General features: G+C 28.0%; 35 protein-coding genes. 17 read left to right on the plus strand and 18 right to left on the minus strand.

The genetic code is table 11. From position 1 onward, the window contains the following. On the minus strand, positions 1–541 hold a 541-nt coding region (locus MK115_RS07520), incomplete at its 3' end, for a metal ABC transporter solute-binding protein, Zn/Mn family (protein ID WP_287610627.1). 139 nt (positions 542–680) lie between these two features. On the opposite strand from MK115_RS07520, the gene MK115_RS07525 reads away from it, so the two are divergent. Further along, positions 681–1,451: an ABC transporter ATP-binding protein gene (locus MK115_RS07525; protein ID WP_032514154.1), complete on the plus strand. Its 771-nt coding sequence runs from the start codon at positions 681–683 to the stop codon at positions 1,449–1,451. 13 nt (positions 1,452–1,464) lie between these two features. Here MK115_RS07525 and MK115_RS07530 read toward each other — a convergent pair whose 3' ends face one another. After that, a complete protein-coding gene (locus tag MK115_RS07530; protein WP_079339572.1) occupies positions 1,465–1,899 on the minus strand; it encodes a Fur family transcriptional regulator in 435 nt (144 codons plus the stop codon). 17 nt (positions 1,900–1,916) lie between these two features. Between MK115_RS07530 and MK115_RS07535 the strand changes: the two genes are divergently transcribed. Beyond that, positions 1,917–2,702 carry a metal ABC transporter permease gene (locus MK115_RS07535; RefSeq protein WP_025891764.1) on the plus strand — a complete coding sequence of 262 codons (786 nt, stop codon included), beginning with the start codon at positions 1,917–1,919 and terminating at the stop codon, positions 2,700–2,702. On the opposite strand, the gene MK115_RS07540 is transcribed toward MK115_RS07535, so the two are convergent. The 3 genes from MK115_RS07540 to MK115_RS07550 form a co-directional block, all read right to left on the minus strand. Then, positions 2,703–2,849 carry a hypothetical protein gene (locus MK115_RS07540; protein ID WP_011863089.1) on the minus strand — a complete coding sequence of 49 codons (147 nt, stop codon included), beginning with the start codon at positions 2,847–2,849 and terminating at the stop codon, positions 2,703–2,705. Positions 2,850–2,932: 83 nt separating this feature from the next. Continuing rightward, on the minus strand, positions 2,933–3,181 hold the full coding sequence (locus tag MK115_RS07545) for a DUF8643 family protein (RefSeq protein ID WP_011376589.1): 249 nt from the start codon (positions 3,179–3,181) through the stop codon (positions 2,933–2,935). 230 nt (positions 3,182–3,411) lie between these two features. Continuing rightward, a complete protein-coding gene (locus tag MK115_RS07550; RefSeq protein ID WP_280634299.1) occupies positions 3,412–3,546 on the minus strand; it encodes a hypothetical protein in 135 nt (44 codons plus the stop codon). Between the two features lie 492 nt (positions 3,547–4,038). Here MK115_RS07550 and MK115_RS07555 point away from each other — a divergent pair, with 492 nt between their 5' ends. Next, entirely contained in the window at positions 4,039–4,422 is a 384-nt protein-coding gene (locus MK115_RS07555; RefSeq protein WP_287610629.1) for a DUF1499 domain-containing protein, read from the plus strand. Positions 4,423–5,062: 640 nt separating this feature from the next. Here MK115_RS07555 and MK115_RS07560 read toward each other — a convergent pair. The 3 genes from MK115_RS07560 to MK115_RS07570 form a co-directional block, all read right to left on the minus strand. Continuing rightward, positions 5,063–5,470: an OsmC family protein gene (locus tag MK115_RS07560; protein WP_025891760.1), complete on the minus strand. Its 408-nt coding sequence runs from the start codon at positions 5,468–5,470 to the stop codon at positions 5,063–5,065. Between the two features lie 127 nt (positions 5,471–5,597). Further along, positions 5,598–5,840, minus strand: coding sequence for a hypothetical protein (locus tag MK115_RS07565; RefSeq protein ID WP_287610630.1), 243 nt, complete (start codon positions 5,838–5,840; stop codon positions 5,598–5,600). A 281-nt stretch (positions 5,841–6,121) separates the two neighbouring features. Continuing rightward, entirely contained in the window at positions 6,122–6,328 is a 207-nt protein-coding gene (locus MK115_RS07570; protein ID WP_025891758.1) for a hypothetical protein, read from the minus strand. Between the two features lie 180 nt (positions 6,329–6,508). Between MK115_RS07570 and MK115_RS07575 the strand changes: the two genes are divergently transcribed. Together MK115_RS07575 and MK115_RS07580 are read left to right on the plus strand one after the other, a co-directional pair. Continuing rightward, positions 6,509–6,883 (plus strand): hypothetical protein, encoded by a 375-nt coding sequence (locus tag MK115_RS07575; protein WP_209128202.1) that lies wholly within the window; start codon positions 6,509–6,511, stop codon positions 6,881–6,883. A gap of 96 nt (positions 6,884–6,979) precedes the next feature. Continuing rightward, positions 6,980–7,141, plus strand: coding sequence for a helix-turn-helix domain-containing protein (locus MK115_RS07580; RefSeq protein WP_011818555.1), 162 nt, complete (start codon positions 6,980–6,982; stop codon positions 7,139–7,141). A 34-nt stretch (positions 7,142–7,175) separates the two neighbouring features. On the opposite strand, the gene MK115_RS07585 is transcribed toward MK115_RS07580, so the two are convergent. Together MK115_RS07585 and MK115_RS07590 are read right to left on the minus strand one after the other, a co-directional pair. Further along, complete coding sequence (locus MK115_RS07585; protein ID WP_287610632.1) at positions 7,176–7,946, minus strand: PAP/fibrillin family protein; 771 nt, start codon at positions 7,944–7,946, stop codon at positions 7,176–7,178. 85 nt (positions 7,947–8,031) lie between these two features. Next, positions 8,032–8,214 carry a Nif11 family protein gene (locus MK115_RS07590; protein WP_025888496.1) on the minus strand — a complete coding sequence of 61 codons (183 nt, stop codon included), beginning with the start codon at positions 8,212–8,214 and terminating at the stop codon, positions 8,032–8,034. A gap of 238 nt (positions 8,215–8,452) precedes the next feature. Between MK115_RS07590 and MK115_RS07595 the strand changes: the two genes are divergently transcribed. The 5 genes from MK115_RS07595 to MK115_RS07615 all read left to right on the plus strand — a co-directional run bounded on the left by MK115_RS07595 (position 8,453) and on the right by MK115_RS07615 (position 9,692). After that, complete coding sequence (locus MK115_RS07595; RefSeq protein ID WP_025888492.1) at positions 8,453–8,632, plus strand: hypothetical protein; 180 nt, start codon at positions 8,453–8,455, stop codon at positions 8,630–8,632. Positions 8,633–8,717: 85 nt separating this feature from the next. Beyond that, positions 8,718–8,903 carry a hypothetical protein gene (locus MK115_RS07600; protein WP_225866345.1) on the plus strand — a complete coding sequence of 62 codons (186 nt, stop codon included), beginning with the start codon at positions 8,718–8,720 and terminating at the stop codon, positions 8,901–8,903. Beyond that, positions 8,904–9,206: a hypothetical protein gene (locus MK115_RS07605; protein WP_025923298.1), complete on the plus strand. Its 303-nt coding sequence runs from the start codon at positions 8,904–8,906 to the stop codon at positions 9,204–9,206. A gap of 86 nt (positions 9,207–9,292) precedes the next feature. After that, positions 9,293–9,427, plus strand: coding sequence for a hypothetical protein (locus tag MK115_RS07610; RefSeq protein ID WP_257469857.1), 135 nt, complete (start codon positions 9,293–9,295; stop codon positions 9,425–9,427). 85 nt (positions 9,428–9,512) lie between these two features. Further along, complete coding sequence (locus tag MK115_RS07615; protein ID WP_011818547.1) at positions 9,513–9,692, plus strand: hypothetical protein; 180 nt, start codon at positions 9,513–9,515, stop codon at positions 9,690–9,692. A gap of 4 nt (positions 9,693–9,696) precedes the next feature. Here the strand turns inward: MK115_RS07615 and MK115_RS07620 are convergent, their stop codons facing one another. Together MK115_RS07620 and MK115_RS07625 are read right to left on the minus strand one after the other, a co-directional pair. After that, positions 9,697–9,876, minus strand: coding sequence for a hypothetical protein (locus MK115_RS07620; RefSeq protein ID WP_011863071.1), 180 nt, complete (start codon positions 9,874–9,876; stop codon positions 9,697–9,699). 137 nt (positions 9,877–10,013) lie between these two features. Then, entirely contained in the window at positions 10,014–10,298 is a 285-nt protein-coding gene (locus tag MK115_RS07625; protein WP_011376579.1) for a DUF1330 domain-containing protein, read from the minus strand. 79 nt (positions 10,299–10,377) lie between these two features. Here MK115_RS07625 and MK115_RS07630 point away from each other — a divergent pair, with 79 nt between their 5' ends. Together MK115_RS07630 and MK115_RS07635 are read left to right on the plus strand one after the other, a co-directional pair. Then, on the plus strand, positions 10,378–10,920 hold the full coding sequence (locus MK115_RS07630; protein WP_287610635.1) for a PAP/fibrillin family protein: 543 nt from the start codon (positions 10,378–10,380) through the stop codon (positions 10,918–10,920). 677 nt (positions 10,921–11,597) lie between these two features. After that, entirely contained in the window at positions 11,598–12,002 is a 405-nt protein-coding gene (locus MK115_RS07635) for an MAPEG family protein (protein WP_011818542.1), read from the plus strand. A gap of 5 nt (positions 12,003–12,007) precedes the next feature. Here the strand turns inward: MK115_RS07635 and MK115_RS07640 are convergent, their stop codons facing one another. The 4 genes from MK115_RS07640 to MK115_RS07655 are packed head-to-tail and all read right to left on the minus strand — an operon-like array spanning position 12,008 to position 13,841. Beyond that, positions 12,008–12,877 (minus strand): restriction endonuclease, encoded by an 870-nt coding sequence (locus MK115_RS07640; RefSeq protein ID WP_287610637.1) that lies wholly within the window; start codon positions 12,875–12,877, stop codon positions 12,008–12,010. 20 nt (positions 12,878–12,897) lie between these two features. Next, positions 12,898–13,149: a DUF8653 family protein gene (locus MK115_RS07645; protein WP_011818540.1), complete on the minus strand. Its 252-nt coding sequence runs from the start codon at positions 13,147–13,149 to the stop codon at positions 12,898–12,900. Between the two features lie 40 nt (positions 13,150–13,189). Then, on the minus strand, positions 13,190–13,387 hold the full coding sequence (locus tag MK115_RS07650) for a hypothetical protein (protein WP_011818539.1): 198 nt from the start codon (positions 13,385–13,387) through the stop codon (positions 13,190–13,192). 34 nt (positions 13,388–13,421) lie between these two features. After that, on the minus strand, positions 13,422–13,841 hold the full coding sequence (locus MK115_RS07655; protein ID WP_287610639.1) for an acyl-CoA thioesterase: 420 nt from the start codon (positions 13,839–13,841) through the stop codon (positions 13,422–13,424). Between the two features lie 136 nt (positions 13,842–13,977). On the opposite strand from MK115_RS07655, the gene MK115_RS07660 reads away from it, so the two are divergent. From MK115_RS07660 to MK115_RS07670, 3 genes are all read left to right on the plus strand, one after another. After that, positions 13,978–14,184 carry a hypothetical protein gene (locus MK115_RS07660; protein WP_257008641.1) on the plus strand — a complete coding sequence of 69 codons (207 nt, stop codon included), beginning with the start codon at positions 13,978–13,980 and terminating at the stop codon, positions 14,182–14,184. A 101-nt stretch (positions 14,185–14,285) separates the two neighbouring features. Continuing rightward, positions 14,286–14,522: a hypothetical protein gene (locus MK115_RS07665; RefSeq protein ID WP_287610640.1), complete on the plus strand. Its 237-nt coding sequence runs from the start codon at positions 14,286–14,288 to the stop codon at positions 14,520–14,522. 44 nt (positions 14,523–14,566) lie between these two features. Then, positions 14,567–14,731 carry a translation initiation factor IF-2 N-terminal domain-containing protein gene (locus MK115_RS07670; protein WP_072165436.1) on the plus strand — a complete coding sequence of 55 codons (165 nt, stop codon included), beginning with the start codon at positions 14,567–14,569 and terminating at the stop codon, positions 14,729–14,731. 18 nt (positions 14,732–14,749) lie between these two features. Here the strand turns inward: MK115_RS07670 and MK115_RS07675 are convergent, their stop codons facing one another. Together MK115_RS07675 and dusB are read right to left on the minus strand one after the other, a co-directional pair. After that, positions 14,750–15,007 (minus strand): DUF2470 domain-containing protein, encoded by a 258-nt coding sequence (locus tag MK115_RS07675; RefSeq protein ID WP_011818534.1) that lies wholly within the window; start codon positions 15,005–15,007, stop codon positions 14,750–14,752. Positions 15,008–15,025: 18 nt separating this feature from the next. Further along, positions 15,026–16,033, minus strand: a complete 1,008-nt coding sequence (dusB, locus tag MK115_RS07680) for a tRNA dihydrouridine synthase DusB (protein ID WP_287610641.1) — start codon at positions 16,031–16,033, stop codon at positions 15,026–15,028. Between the two features lie 171 nt (positions 16,034–16,204). Here dusB and MK115_RS07685 point away from each other — a divergent pair, with 171 nt between their 5' ends. Beyond that, positions 16,205–16,597 carry a hypothetical protein gene (locus MK115_RS07685; protein ID WP_287610642.1) on the plus strand — a complete coding sequence of 131 codons (393 nt, stop codon included), beginning with the start codon at positions 16,205–16,207 and terminating at the stop codon, positions 16,595–16,597. A 47-nt stretch (positions 16,598–16,644) separates the two neighbouring features. Next, positions 16,645–16,969: hypothetical protein (locus tag MK115_RS07690; protein WP_287610643.1), on the plus strand; the 325-nt coding region annotated here is incomplete at its 3' end.

Raw genomic sequence — 16,969 nt, forward strand, 5'->3', positions numbered from 1 at the left:
AACCCTTAGAAAGCTGGAATTTACCTGCCCATTCGAAAGCACCCTCAGCATGATCATCATGACCTCCATGATCAGAATGATCATCTACCTTAGCTGAATGTTCAGCATGATCATCATGTCCACCATGGTCTGAGTGGTCATCGTGACCTTCATGATCAGAATGATCATCTACGTCTATTGCACTAACACCTACAACAACAGTATTCTTTTTACTTTCCCAATTTCTCATACTTGGAGTCATTTCTTTGCCAAGAGTGAATACTTTGTCTGCGCTATTTAGTAATTGAGCTTGTCTTGGATTGATCTTTAAGTCATGAACATCCTGTTTTCTATCTACTAAGCATGTAACTTCGTCAGATGGTAATGCAATTGATTTAACTAAATCACAAACTAGTGGTTCTACTGCTACGTATGACTTCCCTTTAGCCATTACATCCTGCCCAAAACCAGAAAATATAATCGTTCCAGCGATTACGGAATTTTTAATAATTGACTTACTTGAACATGTTTTATTTGATAAAAGTCTTTTAAAAATTGACATAAAAAAATTATTAAATACTTAAAAATGATAATCATTTTCATTACACCTGACAAGAAAAGGTATCAAATGTTATGAAAATAATACGCAGCTTGTATTATTGGTAAGCTTGTAAAGTGACTTTTTTCATGAAGATTAATTAATGGCTACTTTAGTCGCTGAAAATTTAACATTTGCATACACAGAAAAAAGTAAGCCAGCTTTAAATAAGGTATCGGTTGAGATTAAACCTGGAACTCTAACAGCGCTAGTAGGTCCAAATGGTGCCGGTAAATCCACTCTTTTGAGGATATTGCAAGGACAAAATACTCCAGATAAAGGCGAAATAAAAATTGACGGTGAAAATTTATATAGATCTAGAGCTCTAGTGGCACTTATGCCTCAAAGAAGTTCTATGAATTGGAAGTTTCCCATTACAGTTGAAAAATTGGTATCTCTTGGTCAAATAAAGTATTCAAAATCAAGAAGTAATAACCCCTTTCAAATCAAGGCTCTTCTAGAATATCCTAATTCTTGGATTAATAAATGTTGTGAATTAGAAGCGACAATGCAAAGAGTAGGAATTGCTAATTTGGCTAATAGAAGACTCGATTCTCTTTCAGGAGGACAGCAACAAAGAGCTCTATTAGCAAAAACTCTTATGTCCCCTGCAAAAATATTTCTTCTGGATGAACCTTGTGCGGCATTGGATCCCCCCGCAAAAGAGGACTTCCTGAAAATTGTTCGTCAACTCGCAGATGCGGGACTTTCTTTGCTAGTAAGTAGCCATGATTGGGGCGAGTCTCTAAATAACTACGATCAAGTAATCGTTCTTGATAAAAGTGTTTTAGCAGTTGGTAGTCCTGATCAAATAAAAGATAAATTAGATGCGATAAACATAAGCTCTATAAAGGAAAATAATTTCTGTGATTAGAAAATGTTCCTTATTAATTTTGAGCTTGATAACAGTTTTGGCAAAGGCCGAAATATTCGAGTGTATGAAACAAAAGTTGAAACTTTCTTGGATTTTTTTTAGGGGCATGAATATCTTTAACAGGACAACCTTCCATTTTCGACGTCTCTCCGCATTGAACGCAGGTCAAATGATGAATATCTCTGTCTACGGGAGTGTAAAGAACCTCTCCTGTTGGGAGATGTCTAGAACGAATTAATCCATGCTTTATCAAGATTTGCAGATTTCTATAAACAGTGGTCAACCCCATAGATTTGCCTTTTGTGATCAACTGCCTATGCAATTCTTGACCGCTCAATTCATCCTCGCATTTATTAAGTTCTTCAAGAAGTTGTTCTTGTCTTTTGGTAATGTCAGACTTAGTTACCATTGTTTCCAAAATCTTTTTTTGCCTCGTATTTTTGATCATACCGAATCTTTCGAATAATGTCTTTTATTAATAACAACTGGTGGTTGGTTCCATTAATAATAACTATATTTTCCGGGATCTTATGCCCAGCTATGGGAACTGTATTAATCACTCATAAGAGATTATTACAAGTTAATTTAATCTCTCATTGTGTGTTGCCTGGACTTGCTCTCGCATTAGCGCTTGGAATTCACCCCTCAATTGGTGGTGTTATAAGTGGTCTTCTGGGCTCAGTAATTGCGGAAAGTTTAACTAATAGAAAAAGTGAAAATTATGAAGCAGTTATGAATACTATTCTCGCTGGAATGCTTGGGTTTGGAGTCCTTATAATCCCTCTACTCGGAATAAGGATTGATTTGGAGGCAGTATTATTTGGCGATTTATTGACAGCAAATTTTGGAGATTTACTTAGAACAATAATTGCTTTTTTAGTATTTATACTTTTAATGACTTTTGGATATGAAAAGGTTGTTTATGTGGGATTGGATCCAGAAGGTGCATCCGCGAGTGGTATAAACGTTTCTTTATTAAATCTTGCTTTGAGTTTTACAACGGCATTAGTAATTGTTAGTTCAATGTCAGCAGTGGGAGTAATTCTTGTAATTGCTCTTCTTTCTACGCCAACTTTGTTAGGGCTAAATAAGGCTCATAGTTTAAGAATTGCAATGATGAGGTCTTCATTTTTTGGATTATGTATCTCACTTCTTGGATTTATTCTCTCTATAGTCTTTAATCTTTCGCCTGGACCTGCAATTAGCGTTATTTGTGTTGCGTCCCTTTTAATTCCTAAGCTTCGCAAATAATTAAATCTTAAATGTCCAATCAGAGTTTAATGCTTGAGCTTCTGGATTGTTTTTTAAAGCTACTTCCATAGCCTCTTTTTTATTATTAGCTATAACAACTTCATCAAATTCCTTTCCATTTTTTTTGAGACTTACTTTGAAACGCATAAAAATTTTTTAATTAATCAAAAGTTAACCACTAAGCAACTAGATTTAAATACTTTTAAAAGTTAATTGATGAAATAGAAACTTTAGTTATTTTGAAGTTTTTCTACTACAGATTCTTTCTCAATTTTAGCTACATCCTGTAATCCATTAGCATCAAACCAAGGAGCGTTTTCCCAATTAAATCCTTCCCCAAAAGTATTATCGGGAGCAGCTACGTACCAGTGACATGACGAATCGGGAACATCTACAGCACATTTTGACCAGTCAGCTTCCCATTGTGGAACTTGTACCCACATTACAGATGCTAATAAAAAAGAAAAAATAAAATTCATAATTATCGGTTAGCAAAATTTTGAAAGATTTTTTTCACATTCTTTCTTTCTTTTCTTCCAGTAATTCTCAAGTATTTGATATTTATGCTTATTTTTGAATTGACTTAAATGAATATTATTCTGATTAAGAACTGAAGTATTTTTGATTTTCATGACTCAAGCTGTCTATGTAGAACATATTTAAGACACTTTATAGATTTTTTGAAGTGAATTTATACTTAATTTTTGTCTTACTTTTGTGTAGGTAAGTATTTTTCGGGATTATTTTCAATATAAGTAAGCGAATATTTGACAACACCTACTATTACTGAAAAAAGAGCAATTGCTGAAATAATAAAAATGATTTTTTTGTAAATGCTTTTCATCAATTTTTTATGTTTTTGATTATTTTTTTCATCAACGCCCAATTTTTCTGAAAGATTTAAATAATTAGTAATTTATACTGTAGCCTTTTAAATTACCTACGGAGTAGATTAAATACATCAGAAACTCCTCACACACTTTTTTCTGATAACTTTAAAAGTACTCGACCTTGATGTTTGAGTACTTTTTGTATTTTTTGCCATGTGACAGTTAAGATAGAGGTCTATTAAGCATTACATATTTTGAATTTAGGTGTGATATTAGGATTGTGTGTAGGAGGAATTGATTTATTTCAGTGGAAACAAGGAAACACTTGATATAAATCAATTTTAAAAAGATCTCTCTTAGAGGGATCTTTTTTTTTGGGGATTATTAGAAATACATATTAAATTCTGAATATAAAAACATATATGCTTTCTTCCAAAATAATTAGGTCGTCATTACAAATTAGTAATTTAATTCGTTAGATTATGAGTCGTTAAATTCTTCTGTTAATGCAAATACTTTTTTTAGCAATTTTAATTTGTTCAAGCTTTTTATTCCCTTCTTCATCATTTGCCTCACATATAGAACTAAAACCTTGTGTAGAGATTGCTCATTGTGTACGAGAAGAATGGGAGGTAAACAATATTGAGAAACCTTTTGAAGAGATTAAAACATTTATCGAAAACACTCCAAGAACTGAGATTGTAGAAATTGATGGCGATTATCTTCATGCTGAGGCAACCAGTAAATGGATGAAGTATGTAGACGACTTAGAAGTATCCTTTCTACCTGAATCAAACATCTTATCAATAAGATCAGAATCAAGAGTTGGAGAAAGTGATTTGGGAGTGAATCAAAAAAGAGTTGATTTACTAAAATCGAAAATGTTTTAAGATAAAAAGTTAAAAAAATAATTTGTTTTTATTGTTTTTTGTATAACTTTTCCATTTTTAAAAAAAATTAGCAGATAAAAAAGTGATAATTGTCATCATGCCTTGATAATGGCAAATTTATTAGATTTTCTCTAAAAAGATGATCATAAATTTTATATATTTATTGTTATCTAGTTTTGTTTTTTTCTGGTTTTATATAAACATTAAAAAAAATGGACTTAAATGGATAATCAAAGGTCTTTTTCAAATTGGAATATTGGTATTATTCATTGGAGGGTTTTTCAAAATATTTTTCACCTTACCCCCTAATTTATTTATAAAAATATTTTTTCTTATTATTTATACATGGTGCACTGTTGGAATAAATGTAAATTTCATGATCCCTTTGATTAGTTTGATTGACCAAAAAATAGTGAAAAAATAAAACTAAAATATGCCTTAATTGTCAGTACAAAAATAAATCTATTTCCTTAATCTGCAATATTAAAATTTATAAGATTTATTTTTTTCCTTTTGAAAGTCTTTTTCTTGTATACCTAGTCTTTAATGCCAAGTCTGTCATTATATATATTCCAAATAAAAGAATGACTATTCCAATAAAGTATTTCATTATTTTTTATGTAATTACTATGTTTGAGATTTATTCATGATGCCAACTAATTTTAATATCTATTTCTTGAGATAAATTTCTTGTAACTGGACATTCTTTGGAAGCTTTTTTCAAAAAATCAATAGTTTCATTAGAAGTGCTCTCTGGTATAAAAATATCTATTATTAGTTCTTTTATCTTCCTCTCGCTATTTTGTGTCATTACTTTTTCAATATTTAAATATATACCTTTCAAATCAAATCCTTTCGATTTAGCTTTGATTGCCATAATGGTTAGCAGGCAAGTACCTAGAGATGTTGCTAATAAATCAGTTGGGGAAAAACTTTCACCTTTACCGCAGTGATCTAAAGGTGCATCAGTTCTAATAAGACTTCCAGATTGTAGATGAATAGCCTCACAGTTTAAATTTCCTAAATAAGAACATTTAACTTTAGTCATTTTAAAAAAATTAAATTAGGAAAATATTATTAATAAAAAATTATGGAACATAACAAGATTATTGATGAGAAATTTTTATTTGCATATTAGTGGAGTATTAAGGAAATTCATCATTCAAGTTTTGAAATCAGTTTTTATATCCATATTCCTCTAAGCAATACTCAATTAATTCAATTGATTTATTAAGAGTTCTTTTATTTTTATTTTCTAGATCGAAGCATTCATTTAAAACACGTATAGATTCATTTAAAAATGATTCTTCTTTATTTTTTAAATCTTTAACTTGATTTATATAAATTAATTTTTTAATCCCAATAAGGGAAAATATGATTATTGATATTGTAAAAATTGCTATTTTGAATTTATTCATACAATTAGTTATTACAAATATTTTAATTTATTTAATATCTAAAAACTTTACATAGCTTATAGAACTAAGTAATTACATATGTAGCTGCTGTTATTGCTATGGCAGTAATTGAAATGAAGATGTATGGAACAACCTTTAAAGGTATATATAGATTATTTTTAGACATAACTAGAACCTTTATACAAATAATTACATTCCCTTTAAACTTTATAAGTCTTCAAATATACAAATTAATTTTCTTTGCATAAATTCAATCCTTTTAAAGATTAACAAATTTATATTCATTGAATTTTCATTAAATAAAGTATCTCTAAATCTTGTCTTGAGTCCGATATTTTTCTTTTTAAAAAGATTAATTCTTCTTGGCTCATTTTTGATTCTTTTATCATCAATTCTGCTTGTTCAATAGCATGTTCTATATTTCTAATTTTAATTTCTCTTATTGAGGGATCATCTTTACATGCTTTTTTAGTATTTGCATCTAACATGTGTACGAAAAAAATCACCTTGAATATAATCTAAATTAAAACTTCATTATGCTACAACCGCAAATTTAATTAAAATAAATTATTATCAAGATAAGAACTTTAACCTTAGCTAACCCTCTCTTCAATTGATCGAGTGGGTTTTTTTTATGGTGTAATATACTCCTAGCATTTACTATTAATTTGGAAGATTCAAAACTTAATCCTGAGGAAAATAATTCAATCGAATCGTCCCCCAATTTGAATGAAGACAATAAAGATCTTAATGAGGGGAATAAAAAAGAAGAAAATGTTAAGGCATTTACAGAATTTCTAGAGAAAGCAAGTAATCAAGATTCTTCAGAAGAAAAAGTAAAACTTGATTCTGAGCAACAAAAACTAAAAATTGACAAATCACTTTTTAAAAGATTTCTTAATAATGGATTTGATGGCATTTCAACTAATCCAAACTATAAAATGTTGGCATTATTAATAATCCTTTTAATTAATTTGTCTCTATTTTTTGTAATTGGCAATATGGGTAAAGCGTTTTTAAGAAATGCAGGAATTATGGGTTAGAAATTATTTATTTCTTTTTGGATATTCATCTTTACAATTTTGATTCTTCAAATGAAACTGTGATATTTTCTTGTCAAATTAATATTTAAATAAAATTTGGATAATAAAGAGCCAGAAAATCCAGTAGTTTATCTTTCTAATTTAGTCAAGAAATTAGATGTAAAAAACAGAAATGGTTTAGTAGCCTTAGCAATAGTAAACCTTTTAGTGATTCTTTTATTTAAATTTTATTTGAAAGGATCTGGATTATTATCTTGAATTTAACTGCTGGTAGTATTATTCAGTGTTTTAATTAATCATTAGAGATTGAATTTGAATTCAACAAGGAAATTGAAGGCCTTATATAAATAAAAATAGACCCATACATATCCTGCATAATTCTCATTTCATCGTCTAAATATACAATTGAAACCTGGCAATTTGGCGATTCTTTATTCCAAGGTAACTTATTCCATACCTCTTTAACTGGATACCATCTATCCATAAGTAATTCACTAAATAATGGAATCTTATTAAGTCCATCAACTTTGGAAACTTTTGTCTTTTGTAAGTTCATATCAAGTAAATTATTTCTTAAAACTAAATCACTTGCTAGGGTTATTACTCTTCCACCAAAAGTAGGCAATAGTTTGAACCAACCTAAGATAGGAATAGTTGTAAGCCCAAATATTGTAGTGTCAAAAGTAGATATAAATTCTTTTTTTTCAAAATCAATCTTTTGAGCAATTCTCCCAATAGTTGATATGCCAAAGGATCCTACTTGCAATTGATGTAATTTAAAAAAAAGATTACTTTTAAATTCATCATTTAATGCCTTTTCAATAGCAAGGAAGAAAGGAGAACTTCGAAATAATTCAACATTAGAAAAAATCAATTCCCACTCTCCAGACAATAATTTTTCTGATATTTCAAAACTAAAGTCTTTAAGAGCATCAATCAATTCATCCATTTCATTAGCTTTTTCCTCATACATAGGAGAAATTAATTTATTTAATCTTTGCCCTCTATCTGTAACAGCAGCTATTTTATATATATTTGACTTTATCTCTCCAATTTCTTTCATAACTCCAATACAAGAAATACTAATTAATCTTAGGAATTTAATTTGAAGTTGATGGCAATTTTAATAATGCTGGTAATAAAATCAATTAATATTCTCCCCACCTTTTACCAATATCAAAACCCCATTCAGTGGTTAATTTAATTACTTCATCATGATTCTTGCATTTTGAAAGGGATAACTTTTTACTAGGATTATTTTTTATTAGCTCAGCAATTTGATTAAGTTGCTCTATTTTTTTTAGAAAATTACTTAGATCTTTATCTGACATTTATCTAGGAAGTAAATTTTTGATCATAAGTAAATATGTAATAAAGAACCCAGGCAACACCAATAATAAGAATTGCAATCATTATATTTACTGACCAAACTACTTCTATCATGTAATTTTTTTATATATTTTTAATATATCCAAAATTTAAACTAAATTAACCGTTAATAATTTAAATCAAGAACAATACACTACTTTTTCTAAGTGTATAAAATAGTCTTAAATAGTTTAAAAAATTATGGGAGAAGCTAAGAGAAGGGAAGAGTTAGGCTTACCACCTAGAGAAAAGAAAAAGGAAAAACAAACATCGAAAAATCAACTAAACAAAATTTTAAATAAATATCCTTATTTACCTTTCATTTTAGGTTTTTCATTACTAGCAATATTAATTATCGATTTAGTTAATTACTACAAATAGATATATAAAAAGGGGATACTTTTAGCAGAAGAGAAGATTATCTTCGCAATTGCGAAATTATTTTTCCATAATAAAAATAAAACTCATGAAACCGATTAACACCTCATGCGCCTTAATTTTAGGGGTACTAACTTTGTTTTCAATATCTAATGCAAATGCAGGTGGCTGCAGTTCTCATACTGAGAAGAAGGCAGAAATTGAATGCTTGTCTGATGATAAAAAATGTATAGAAGCGAAAGAAAAAGAATCACTATACAAAGTTGAGGCCTAAATGTTTGATAATCTTGGAACTGCTCTAGTACAGGCATTAGGCTTCTTTGCTGTTTTTGGTTTTTTTGTATATCAAACTTTATTCGCAGATAGCAAACCCAAAAATTCAAAATCAAATCCTAAAAAAACAAAGATTTCCGACAAAAAAGAATCAATTAAAAAAGAACCTAAAAAAGGCTTATTTAACAGAAAATCTAAACCTGTTGAAGAGAATTTAACAGTCCAAAAAAAGGGATTATTTGGGAGAAAAAAAGAAGTTATTAAAGAAGAGATTAAACCAAAGAAAAAAGGTTGGTTTAAATAGGTAAAGGTACTTAAACTCTTTTTTGATATCTTTTATACAAAAACTTTTTTTAGTAACTTTATAATTTATAGAATATAACATTCAAAATGAACCATAGAGAAATCACAAAAAAATATAGCGAGTTACTTAACAAGGCTGAGTTTGCTACTGGCCGTAAGGAAGTTGTAGGTCTTTTAAAAAAAGCTGCCAAATTGAAATCTCAGATTGAAATCAATTATTAGATCTTAAAATTAGTTTAATTCTAAATGTAAAAAATTTTTTTAAATAAGTTTTTACATGAGATAATCTGCATAGATTATTTTTCTTATGAATAAAAAAGGTTATACAACCGAAAGCGGTGGTAGACAAAATGGTTTTGCAATTGAACCAGAAATTAACCCCATATCAGAAGGCGAATCAAAGAAATCCATATTTTTATTTATTGGAATATTATTACCTTTTCTAATAGGCGGTTTTTATTATTTAAGGACTCTGAATATATTCTGATATTTTATAAGCCATTTTTAGCAATATATTCTTCTGAGCTAACTATATCTTGCATTAAGCTCTCTGATGAAGGATTAAATCCATTTTGCTCTAAAAAAGATTTAACCTTTTCAAATTTTTGCTGAATTTTTTTTGTATATGGAGTTGTCATCAAATAATCATCTTTTTCTGTTGAATAGTTCATTTGATTAACGGATTACTTTTACAATTAAATTTTGCAAAATATGCTATTGCTAGTGAAGTTATAAATATTACATAAATAATTTAATAGTAATAAATACTTATAAGTTGTTTGTGTGAGGTCGATATTGGTTGATTTTTTTAAAGAGTACTTATAGTAACTAGTTCCATTAAATCTCTGGACTGCAGATATTTTTGAAATACTTCAGAATAAAATGCTTTTTTAGCAGCAAATTTTGATTCGAATTCAATTACTAATCCAAGCTGCCCTCCATCCCATTCATTTGAGGTTGATTCTTGTATTAAATCTCTTTTTACTATTACTCCTCCCACAGATTTAATCCAAGGCAATACTGTCCTTATATATTCCAGAAATAAATCAGCATTTGGAATTGAAATTTTCTTAAGCCAATAGCTCTTTGTCATCAAATCAACATATTCTGGGTAGAATATAGCACATGGAGGTAAGTATTTATCCTTAGCTATATACTCCAGCGTTTATTAAATGGAAACCGAAAATGATTTATTAAATTTACTTCTTAAATCTCCAAATTCAGAGAGTATACGTACTATTGCCGAACAACTTGAAATTGATCATAATTTTTCCTTTAGCAAAGATAGAAATGATTTACAGGGTGTTTGGGAGCTTAGGTGGAGTAGTTCTAATAGTCCTTTTTTAAAATATTCTCCTTTTATTGATAACCTTCAAATTCTTGATCCCTTAAATTTAAATGGTCTTAATTTACTTAAACCTAGAGGAATAAAATCAATTATTGGTACTGGTATTTTAATAAGACTTAATTACATAAATGAAAAAAAAATTGGGGTCAAATTTACACATGCTGGTGTTATTGGTCCTAAATTTGGAAGAAAAAATATAAAGGCTATGAAAGAAATAAATAATGAACAATTAGGGTGGTTAGAGATAACTTATTTAAGCAATAAGCTTAGAATCTGTAGAGGTGATAAAGGAACTTTATTTGTTTTAAGAAAAATAAATTCACCGACTTTATTCAAGAATTTCAAGGAATTTATTAAAATCTATTAAAAATAGAAATTAATTCTTTATCCAAATAGACTTTAATACGAAATAAATTGGTAAATATTTAAATGATTCTTTAGGTATTTCATAACTTAAGAATTTTAGTGCTTCTTCTAACCAGTAACCAATATCAAATCCTAAAAGAATTTTTTCTACAACAAACCAAAATTCTTTATCAAATATAATTCTGAAGTTTAAGTAAATATATTCCCAATGAAAGGTATTCCAATATTGGGTTAAAAATGAGGATAAAATAAGCCAAAGTGATATAAATAGAAAACTTTTAAGAAATTTATAAAATTTTTTCATATACCAGCAACTGTCTTATTTAATTTCAAATATCCCTTATTATTATTTGGATCAAATTTTATTTCCATTAAATATATTCAAAAAGATATAAAAATATTGAGAAAATAGTAAATTTTCGTGGCATTAATAATCTATTCTTCTTTTTTTAGATTCTGTGCCTTTAGATTTTTATTCTTAAGAAAAAATCCTAAAAACAGAAAAGCAAAATATATTAGTAAACTTATGCCAAAAATTAAAACTATCTTTGAAATATCCATAAATGATTTTTTTTATAAATTACAGCATTTTTTGCAAAGTTTTATCTATGGTAATGATTTTTCATTTATCACGATAACGAGCTTCAATTATTAAGCTAATAATATTATTTAAATCATATGCAAGTAGCTTTTGCCTGGAGCCTTTGTCTATCAGTTGGTGTTGTTTTATTATCAATTATTCCATTAACTATAGGGAGAGTTAAAGCGGGATATTCTGTTGAAAATATGTCTGCTCCAAGGGCTTTATTCGATGAATTACCTTCTTTTGGAAAAAGAGCAGTTTGGTGTCATCAAAATTGTTGGGAAAGTATTTCCCTACATGCACCCGCATGTCTTCTTTGTTTGATTAGTTTAACTGACTCTAATATTGCAATAATTGCAGCATTGATTCATCCTATTTTTCGTTTTTTATATATTGGTGCATATATATTTAATATCCCCACAGCTAGAGGTTTAATGTGGGCCTCAGGAATTTTTACAACACTTTTGCTTTACAAAGAGGGCTTAACTCAATTGATATAAACTATTTAAACAATAAACTTTTCTAAATCTTTTAATTGATATTCATTGATTAGTTCCACTTTATTTGATTTTGCTAGTTGATGAGCAGACTTTGTAAAGCCAGATTTTGAGACTATTATTGCATGTGTACCTTTCCAAAATAATTTACCAGCTGAAATTTCCTGAACTGCTTTATTTCCAATAGCTTTTTCATGATCTTTGCATTGAATACATATTCTCAAATCATTTATTGACGCAATTAAGTCAACCCCTTGATCTCCTGTATTAGGGGTTTCTTTTACTTCCCAGCCATTTTGTTTGAGAATTTCCATACAATGATTTTCAAATCTAATACCTTTTTTGTAGTTTTCCTTGTTTTTACTTGAGTAGTTTTTTTCTATTAGGTTTAAGCATGATTTCTCTATTTGACTTGCTATGAATACAAACCAATCTTCAGTCTCGAGCTTTCTAATAGATCCAATTATCTCATCATCAATAGTAGGATTTTCATTACAATACGATCTCCACTTTTCGAAAAATAATTCCATACTTCCAAATTTTTTTAAAATTACTTTTTCCCAGAAGTATGGTATACCCTCTTTAAATCGCTTAGATCCATTAAATATATTTTTCTCAATGGCTTTTTCATCAAGAGGTGGATTGCCAATCCATTTTTTATAATCCTCGTTACCGTAAGCATCTATTTCCCTTAATCTGATCCTCTCCTCTAACAAATTGTATTTGTTTTCTTCTATTAAATTATTAATTGTTTGAATAAAGAAATTGGAATTTAAGGCATTATTTAATTTAAACTTTTTCTTTTTAATTTGATAATCTCTTACAATTATAAAAATTAAAAAAATGATAAAAATAATTAAAATAAAAAAAATTTTCATTAAAGATTTTTATTTTCTATCTAAAAAGTTTTTGTTTTTCTAATAACAAAATTATTTTTTGTTATTACTGAAGATTCATTTACTTCAAACCCATTAATTGCTGATATTTCTCCTTTTATGCCTTCTAATGTTAATTGCTCGATAATGCCTTTTATTACTTCATCCTCGACCAATTTTCTATCAATTCTTTCAGGTGTAATATCTGTAAGCCATTTTGAGGTCTTTTTTTTTACAACCTCTGTAGGGTTAGTTATTTTTAAGTAGATAGCCATTTTTTAAGTCATTCAGTTGAATTATAAGCATTAAATCTTCTTAACTTTTATTATTGTCATTACTTTCCCACTCAAGAAATTGAAAAACAAAAATTGCAAAGATAGAGAAAAATACTATAAACAACCCTAACCATCCTATAAATTTGTGCTCTGTAAAAAGATTTGTAAGCATTGATTTTTCTTGATATCTTGATTCCATTTCATATTGATAAGAATCAATAACTTGAAATATATTCATAATTAATAAATCGTTGAATTGGCGGATAATAATTTCAACCATTTAATTTACTAAAGGCTTCCGATAGGAAATCTGGTCTTTTTCTTATTATAGAAAAATTCAGTTTATTTATTAAGACTAAATTGACTTCAGCAATCGTTAAGATTTCATTTTTCTTGTTAAGAAATTTTGAAATTACATTAATCCTAGGACTTTTATCAATATTGAATTCGCTCTCGATTGTTATTTTTTCACCAAGAAATAAAGGAGATTTATATTTTATTGAAGTATTGATTAAAGGTAAATCTAAGCCATTTTTAGTTAGTTCGAAATAACTTATACCTACTTCTGAAAGTGCATTTATTCGGCTTTCTTCAAGCCAATTAAAATATTTACCGTGCCACATTACGCCTGCATGATCTGCATGTTGAGGTAAAACAATTTTTTCTATTTTCCAAACTGGTTTTGAGTTCATCTTTTATTTAAAAAATATTTTTATTCAATGAAAAAAACTTATTTTGATATTGTAGATTAATTTTGTTTATTAACATAAGAATCATCAAAACTATATTTATAAAGTTATGTTTAATCGTAAAAATAGAAGTAGAAAAATGAAGAAGATTTTTCAATGGGAAGAATATTTAAATTGGAAAAATATGTCAAAGGAACAGAAATTAAATTTCAAGAGGGCGTGCTTATTCCCATTTCTCGTCTATATAGTTTATGTTTTTCTTAATCAGTACTCCTTGGCAATTCTTTTGTTACTAGGTCTTTATTTTTTAATTAGATTTAAAAATAGAAATAAGTTGGGAAGATGAATATTTTTTTATTTTGATTTATTTAGATTTGTTTTAAAATTATCTAGTTTTTCTAAATAACTTTATTGGCATATGACAATAGTATTAGATAAATTTTTTTTATGAAAAGAATTATTTTGTTTTTATGTGTATTAGTTTTTTCAATATTTTCTAATACGAATAATTTATTAGCAAAAGAAATTGAAAATAACATTAAAGATAATATTTCTAATGAAATTGAAGAAATTAAGCCTGATAATAAAAAAACTAATATTTCTAATTCTTCAGCAGAAGATATTTTTGGTGATGAACAAACTTTTCCATTCGTTGCAGGTTTAGGGAAAAATGCAGCCCATTGATTTCAAGGTTCTTGATAATTTAGAAAAAGATTTTTTTAATACTAATGAAAGGTCTTAGGGTTCTAGAGCTTTCTGAAGCACTTAATGTTGATAGCGCTGATTTATTAGCTGTTTGTGCAATTCTAAAAATAAAAGCCACATCTAGATTAAGCATGCTTTCATTTGAAGAATGTAAAAAGATAACTGATTACTATGAAAATAAAAATTAGAATTTTTTATAAATTATTTTATTTTTTAATGTCTTTAATCATTGATACTAAAGTTGAATGAATTTCTTCTTCAGATATTTCATTTTTAAAATTGATAATTGCTGATTGGCCATCGTAATTGATTTTTATATAACTATTATTAATTTCTTCCATATAAGCATTCTCAAATCTTGATATCTTCCCATAATGAATAAGATATTTGTGCACTGAATCTATGTGATCATTGTTCATGTGATCACAAACTCTTTTACTTGTTTCTTTACTAATAATTTTCATTTAAAAAATAAATTTGTTTTAAGCTAATCTATTTTTTTCATTATTCAAAGTTTTAATCATTTTAATTATTAAATTTTTAACTTCATTTTTATCAACAGCTCTAACCAAGTTATTTCTCAAATTTGATGCTCCTTTAAAGTCTTTGCATGTCCATGAGATATGTTTCCTTGCAATTAGCAATCCGTGATCTCCTTTTTCTTTTATTAATTCATCAAGATGCTCAATAATTAAATATAGTTTTTCTTCTGTGTTTGGTTCTTTAAAATTTTTATTTTCTCTAAGGGCATAATCTATTTCTCCTATTTTCCATGGGGATCCTAAAATTCCTCGTCCAATCATTACACCATCAGCATTTGTTTTTTTTAAACAATTAAGAGCGTCATCTGGATTTTTGATATCTCCATTAGCAATTACTGGAATTTCCAACAACTTTTTAAGTCTCCCGATCATTTCCCAATCTGACTTGCCTGAAAAACCCTGTTTTCTAGTTCTTCCATGAAGTGTGATCATCGTTGCTCCCGCATCTTGAAGTTTAAATAAGAAATCCTCTATATTTTCTTCTTTACTATCCCATCCGAGTCGTGTTTTTACTGTTACTGGAACCCTAACAGCTTTTACAACATTTTTGACTAATTCTATAGCAAGTTTTCGGTCTTTAATTAAGGCACTGCCTCCACCTTTCTTTGCAATTTTTTTTACTGGACATCCCATATTTATATCAATTAAGAAAGCTCCAGAGTCCTCAGCTTGTTTCGCAGCTTCAGAAACAGCATATGGCCTATTATCAAATATTTGTACTCCAATTGGACCTTCTTCTAAATCTATTTGATTGATTTTTTGTGTGCCATATCCTTTTTTAAGACTTGTGGCATTTATCATTTCTGTAAAAAGTAAAGAGTTTGGAGCCCATTTACGTACAAGTCGTCTAAAAATGTTATCTGTAACTCCTGCTAATGGCGATAGCATGACCTTACTCGTAATTATCCTGTTAACTCCCCTTCCTTTTAGCTTTATATTTGAAGACATATAATTTTAAATTTATTTAATCTTTCTTTATTATAAATTCAGATATGGAGCTGATTTTATGTTTTCTATTTATTTCTTAATTTATAATAAGTGCTTTTACTTAAATAGGCCTAATTGATTACTTTTTTTGCTAGTTTATGTTGAGTTGAAATTTAAAAAGGAAATTTTTTCTTGTTTATATTAGTATCTATTTTTCTTCCAATAATTATTTTTATTGCACCAATAAATGTAAATGCTATGCAAGGTAATTTAGATTTATCAAGTGCTCAAACTTCTGTAGGCAAAAGATTTGCTAAAGTTTTTTGTGATGCTAAGAGGGAAGGATTAGATTCTGATTTTGCTAGTGAATATGCTTTGAATAATACATATTTAAAATTTGTAGCATTTCCAGACGATGACGAATATTTGGATAATTTATGGAATTTCACCCATAATAATATATTAGATAATTGTGGTGAATTTGTAGATATAAATGATCTAAAAGACCTAGAGATTTTTTTTAAAGAAGAAGGTTTAATTGCATCAAATAGGGAACTCTATTTACCAACTTTTGAGAATAATTAGATTAAATTTTTAGCATGTACTAAAATATAAATAGAATATGAAATTTTATGAAACTATTAGGTTTAAATTCACCTGAAATATTCATAATATTAGTAATTTTGCTTTCAATTTTAGGTCCAAAAAGAATTGAAAAAGGTTTCTTATTATTCAAAAAACTATTAAAGTTCCTCTTAAGTAAAGATGAAGATCAAAGCTCAGCAAATTCAAAAGTAAAACCAGAGGAACCAGAAGAAAGTGAAGTTAAAGAAGAAATAATAGAGTCAGAAGTAAAATCAGAGGAAGTAGAAGAAAGTGAAGTTAAGGAAGAAACAATAGAGGCAGAAGTAAAGTCAGAGGAAGCAGAAGAAAGTCAAGTTAAGGAAGAAACAATAC

The sequence above is a fragment of the Prochlorococcus sp. ALOHA_ZT_50 genome (genome assembly GCF_022447305.1).
Classification (GTDB): domain Bacteria; phylum Cyanobacteriota; class Cyanobacteriia; order PCC-6307; family Cyanobiaceae; genus Prochlorococcus_A.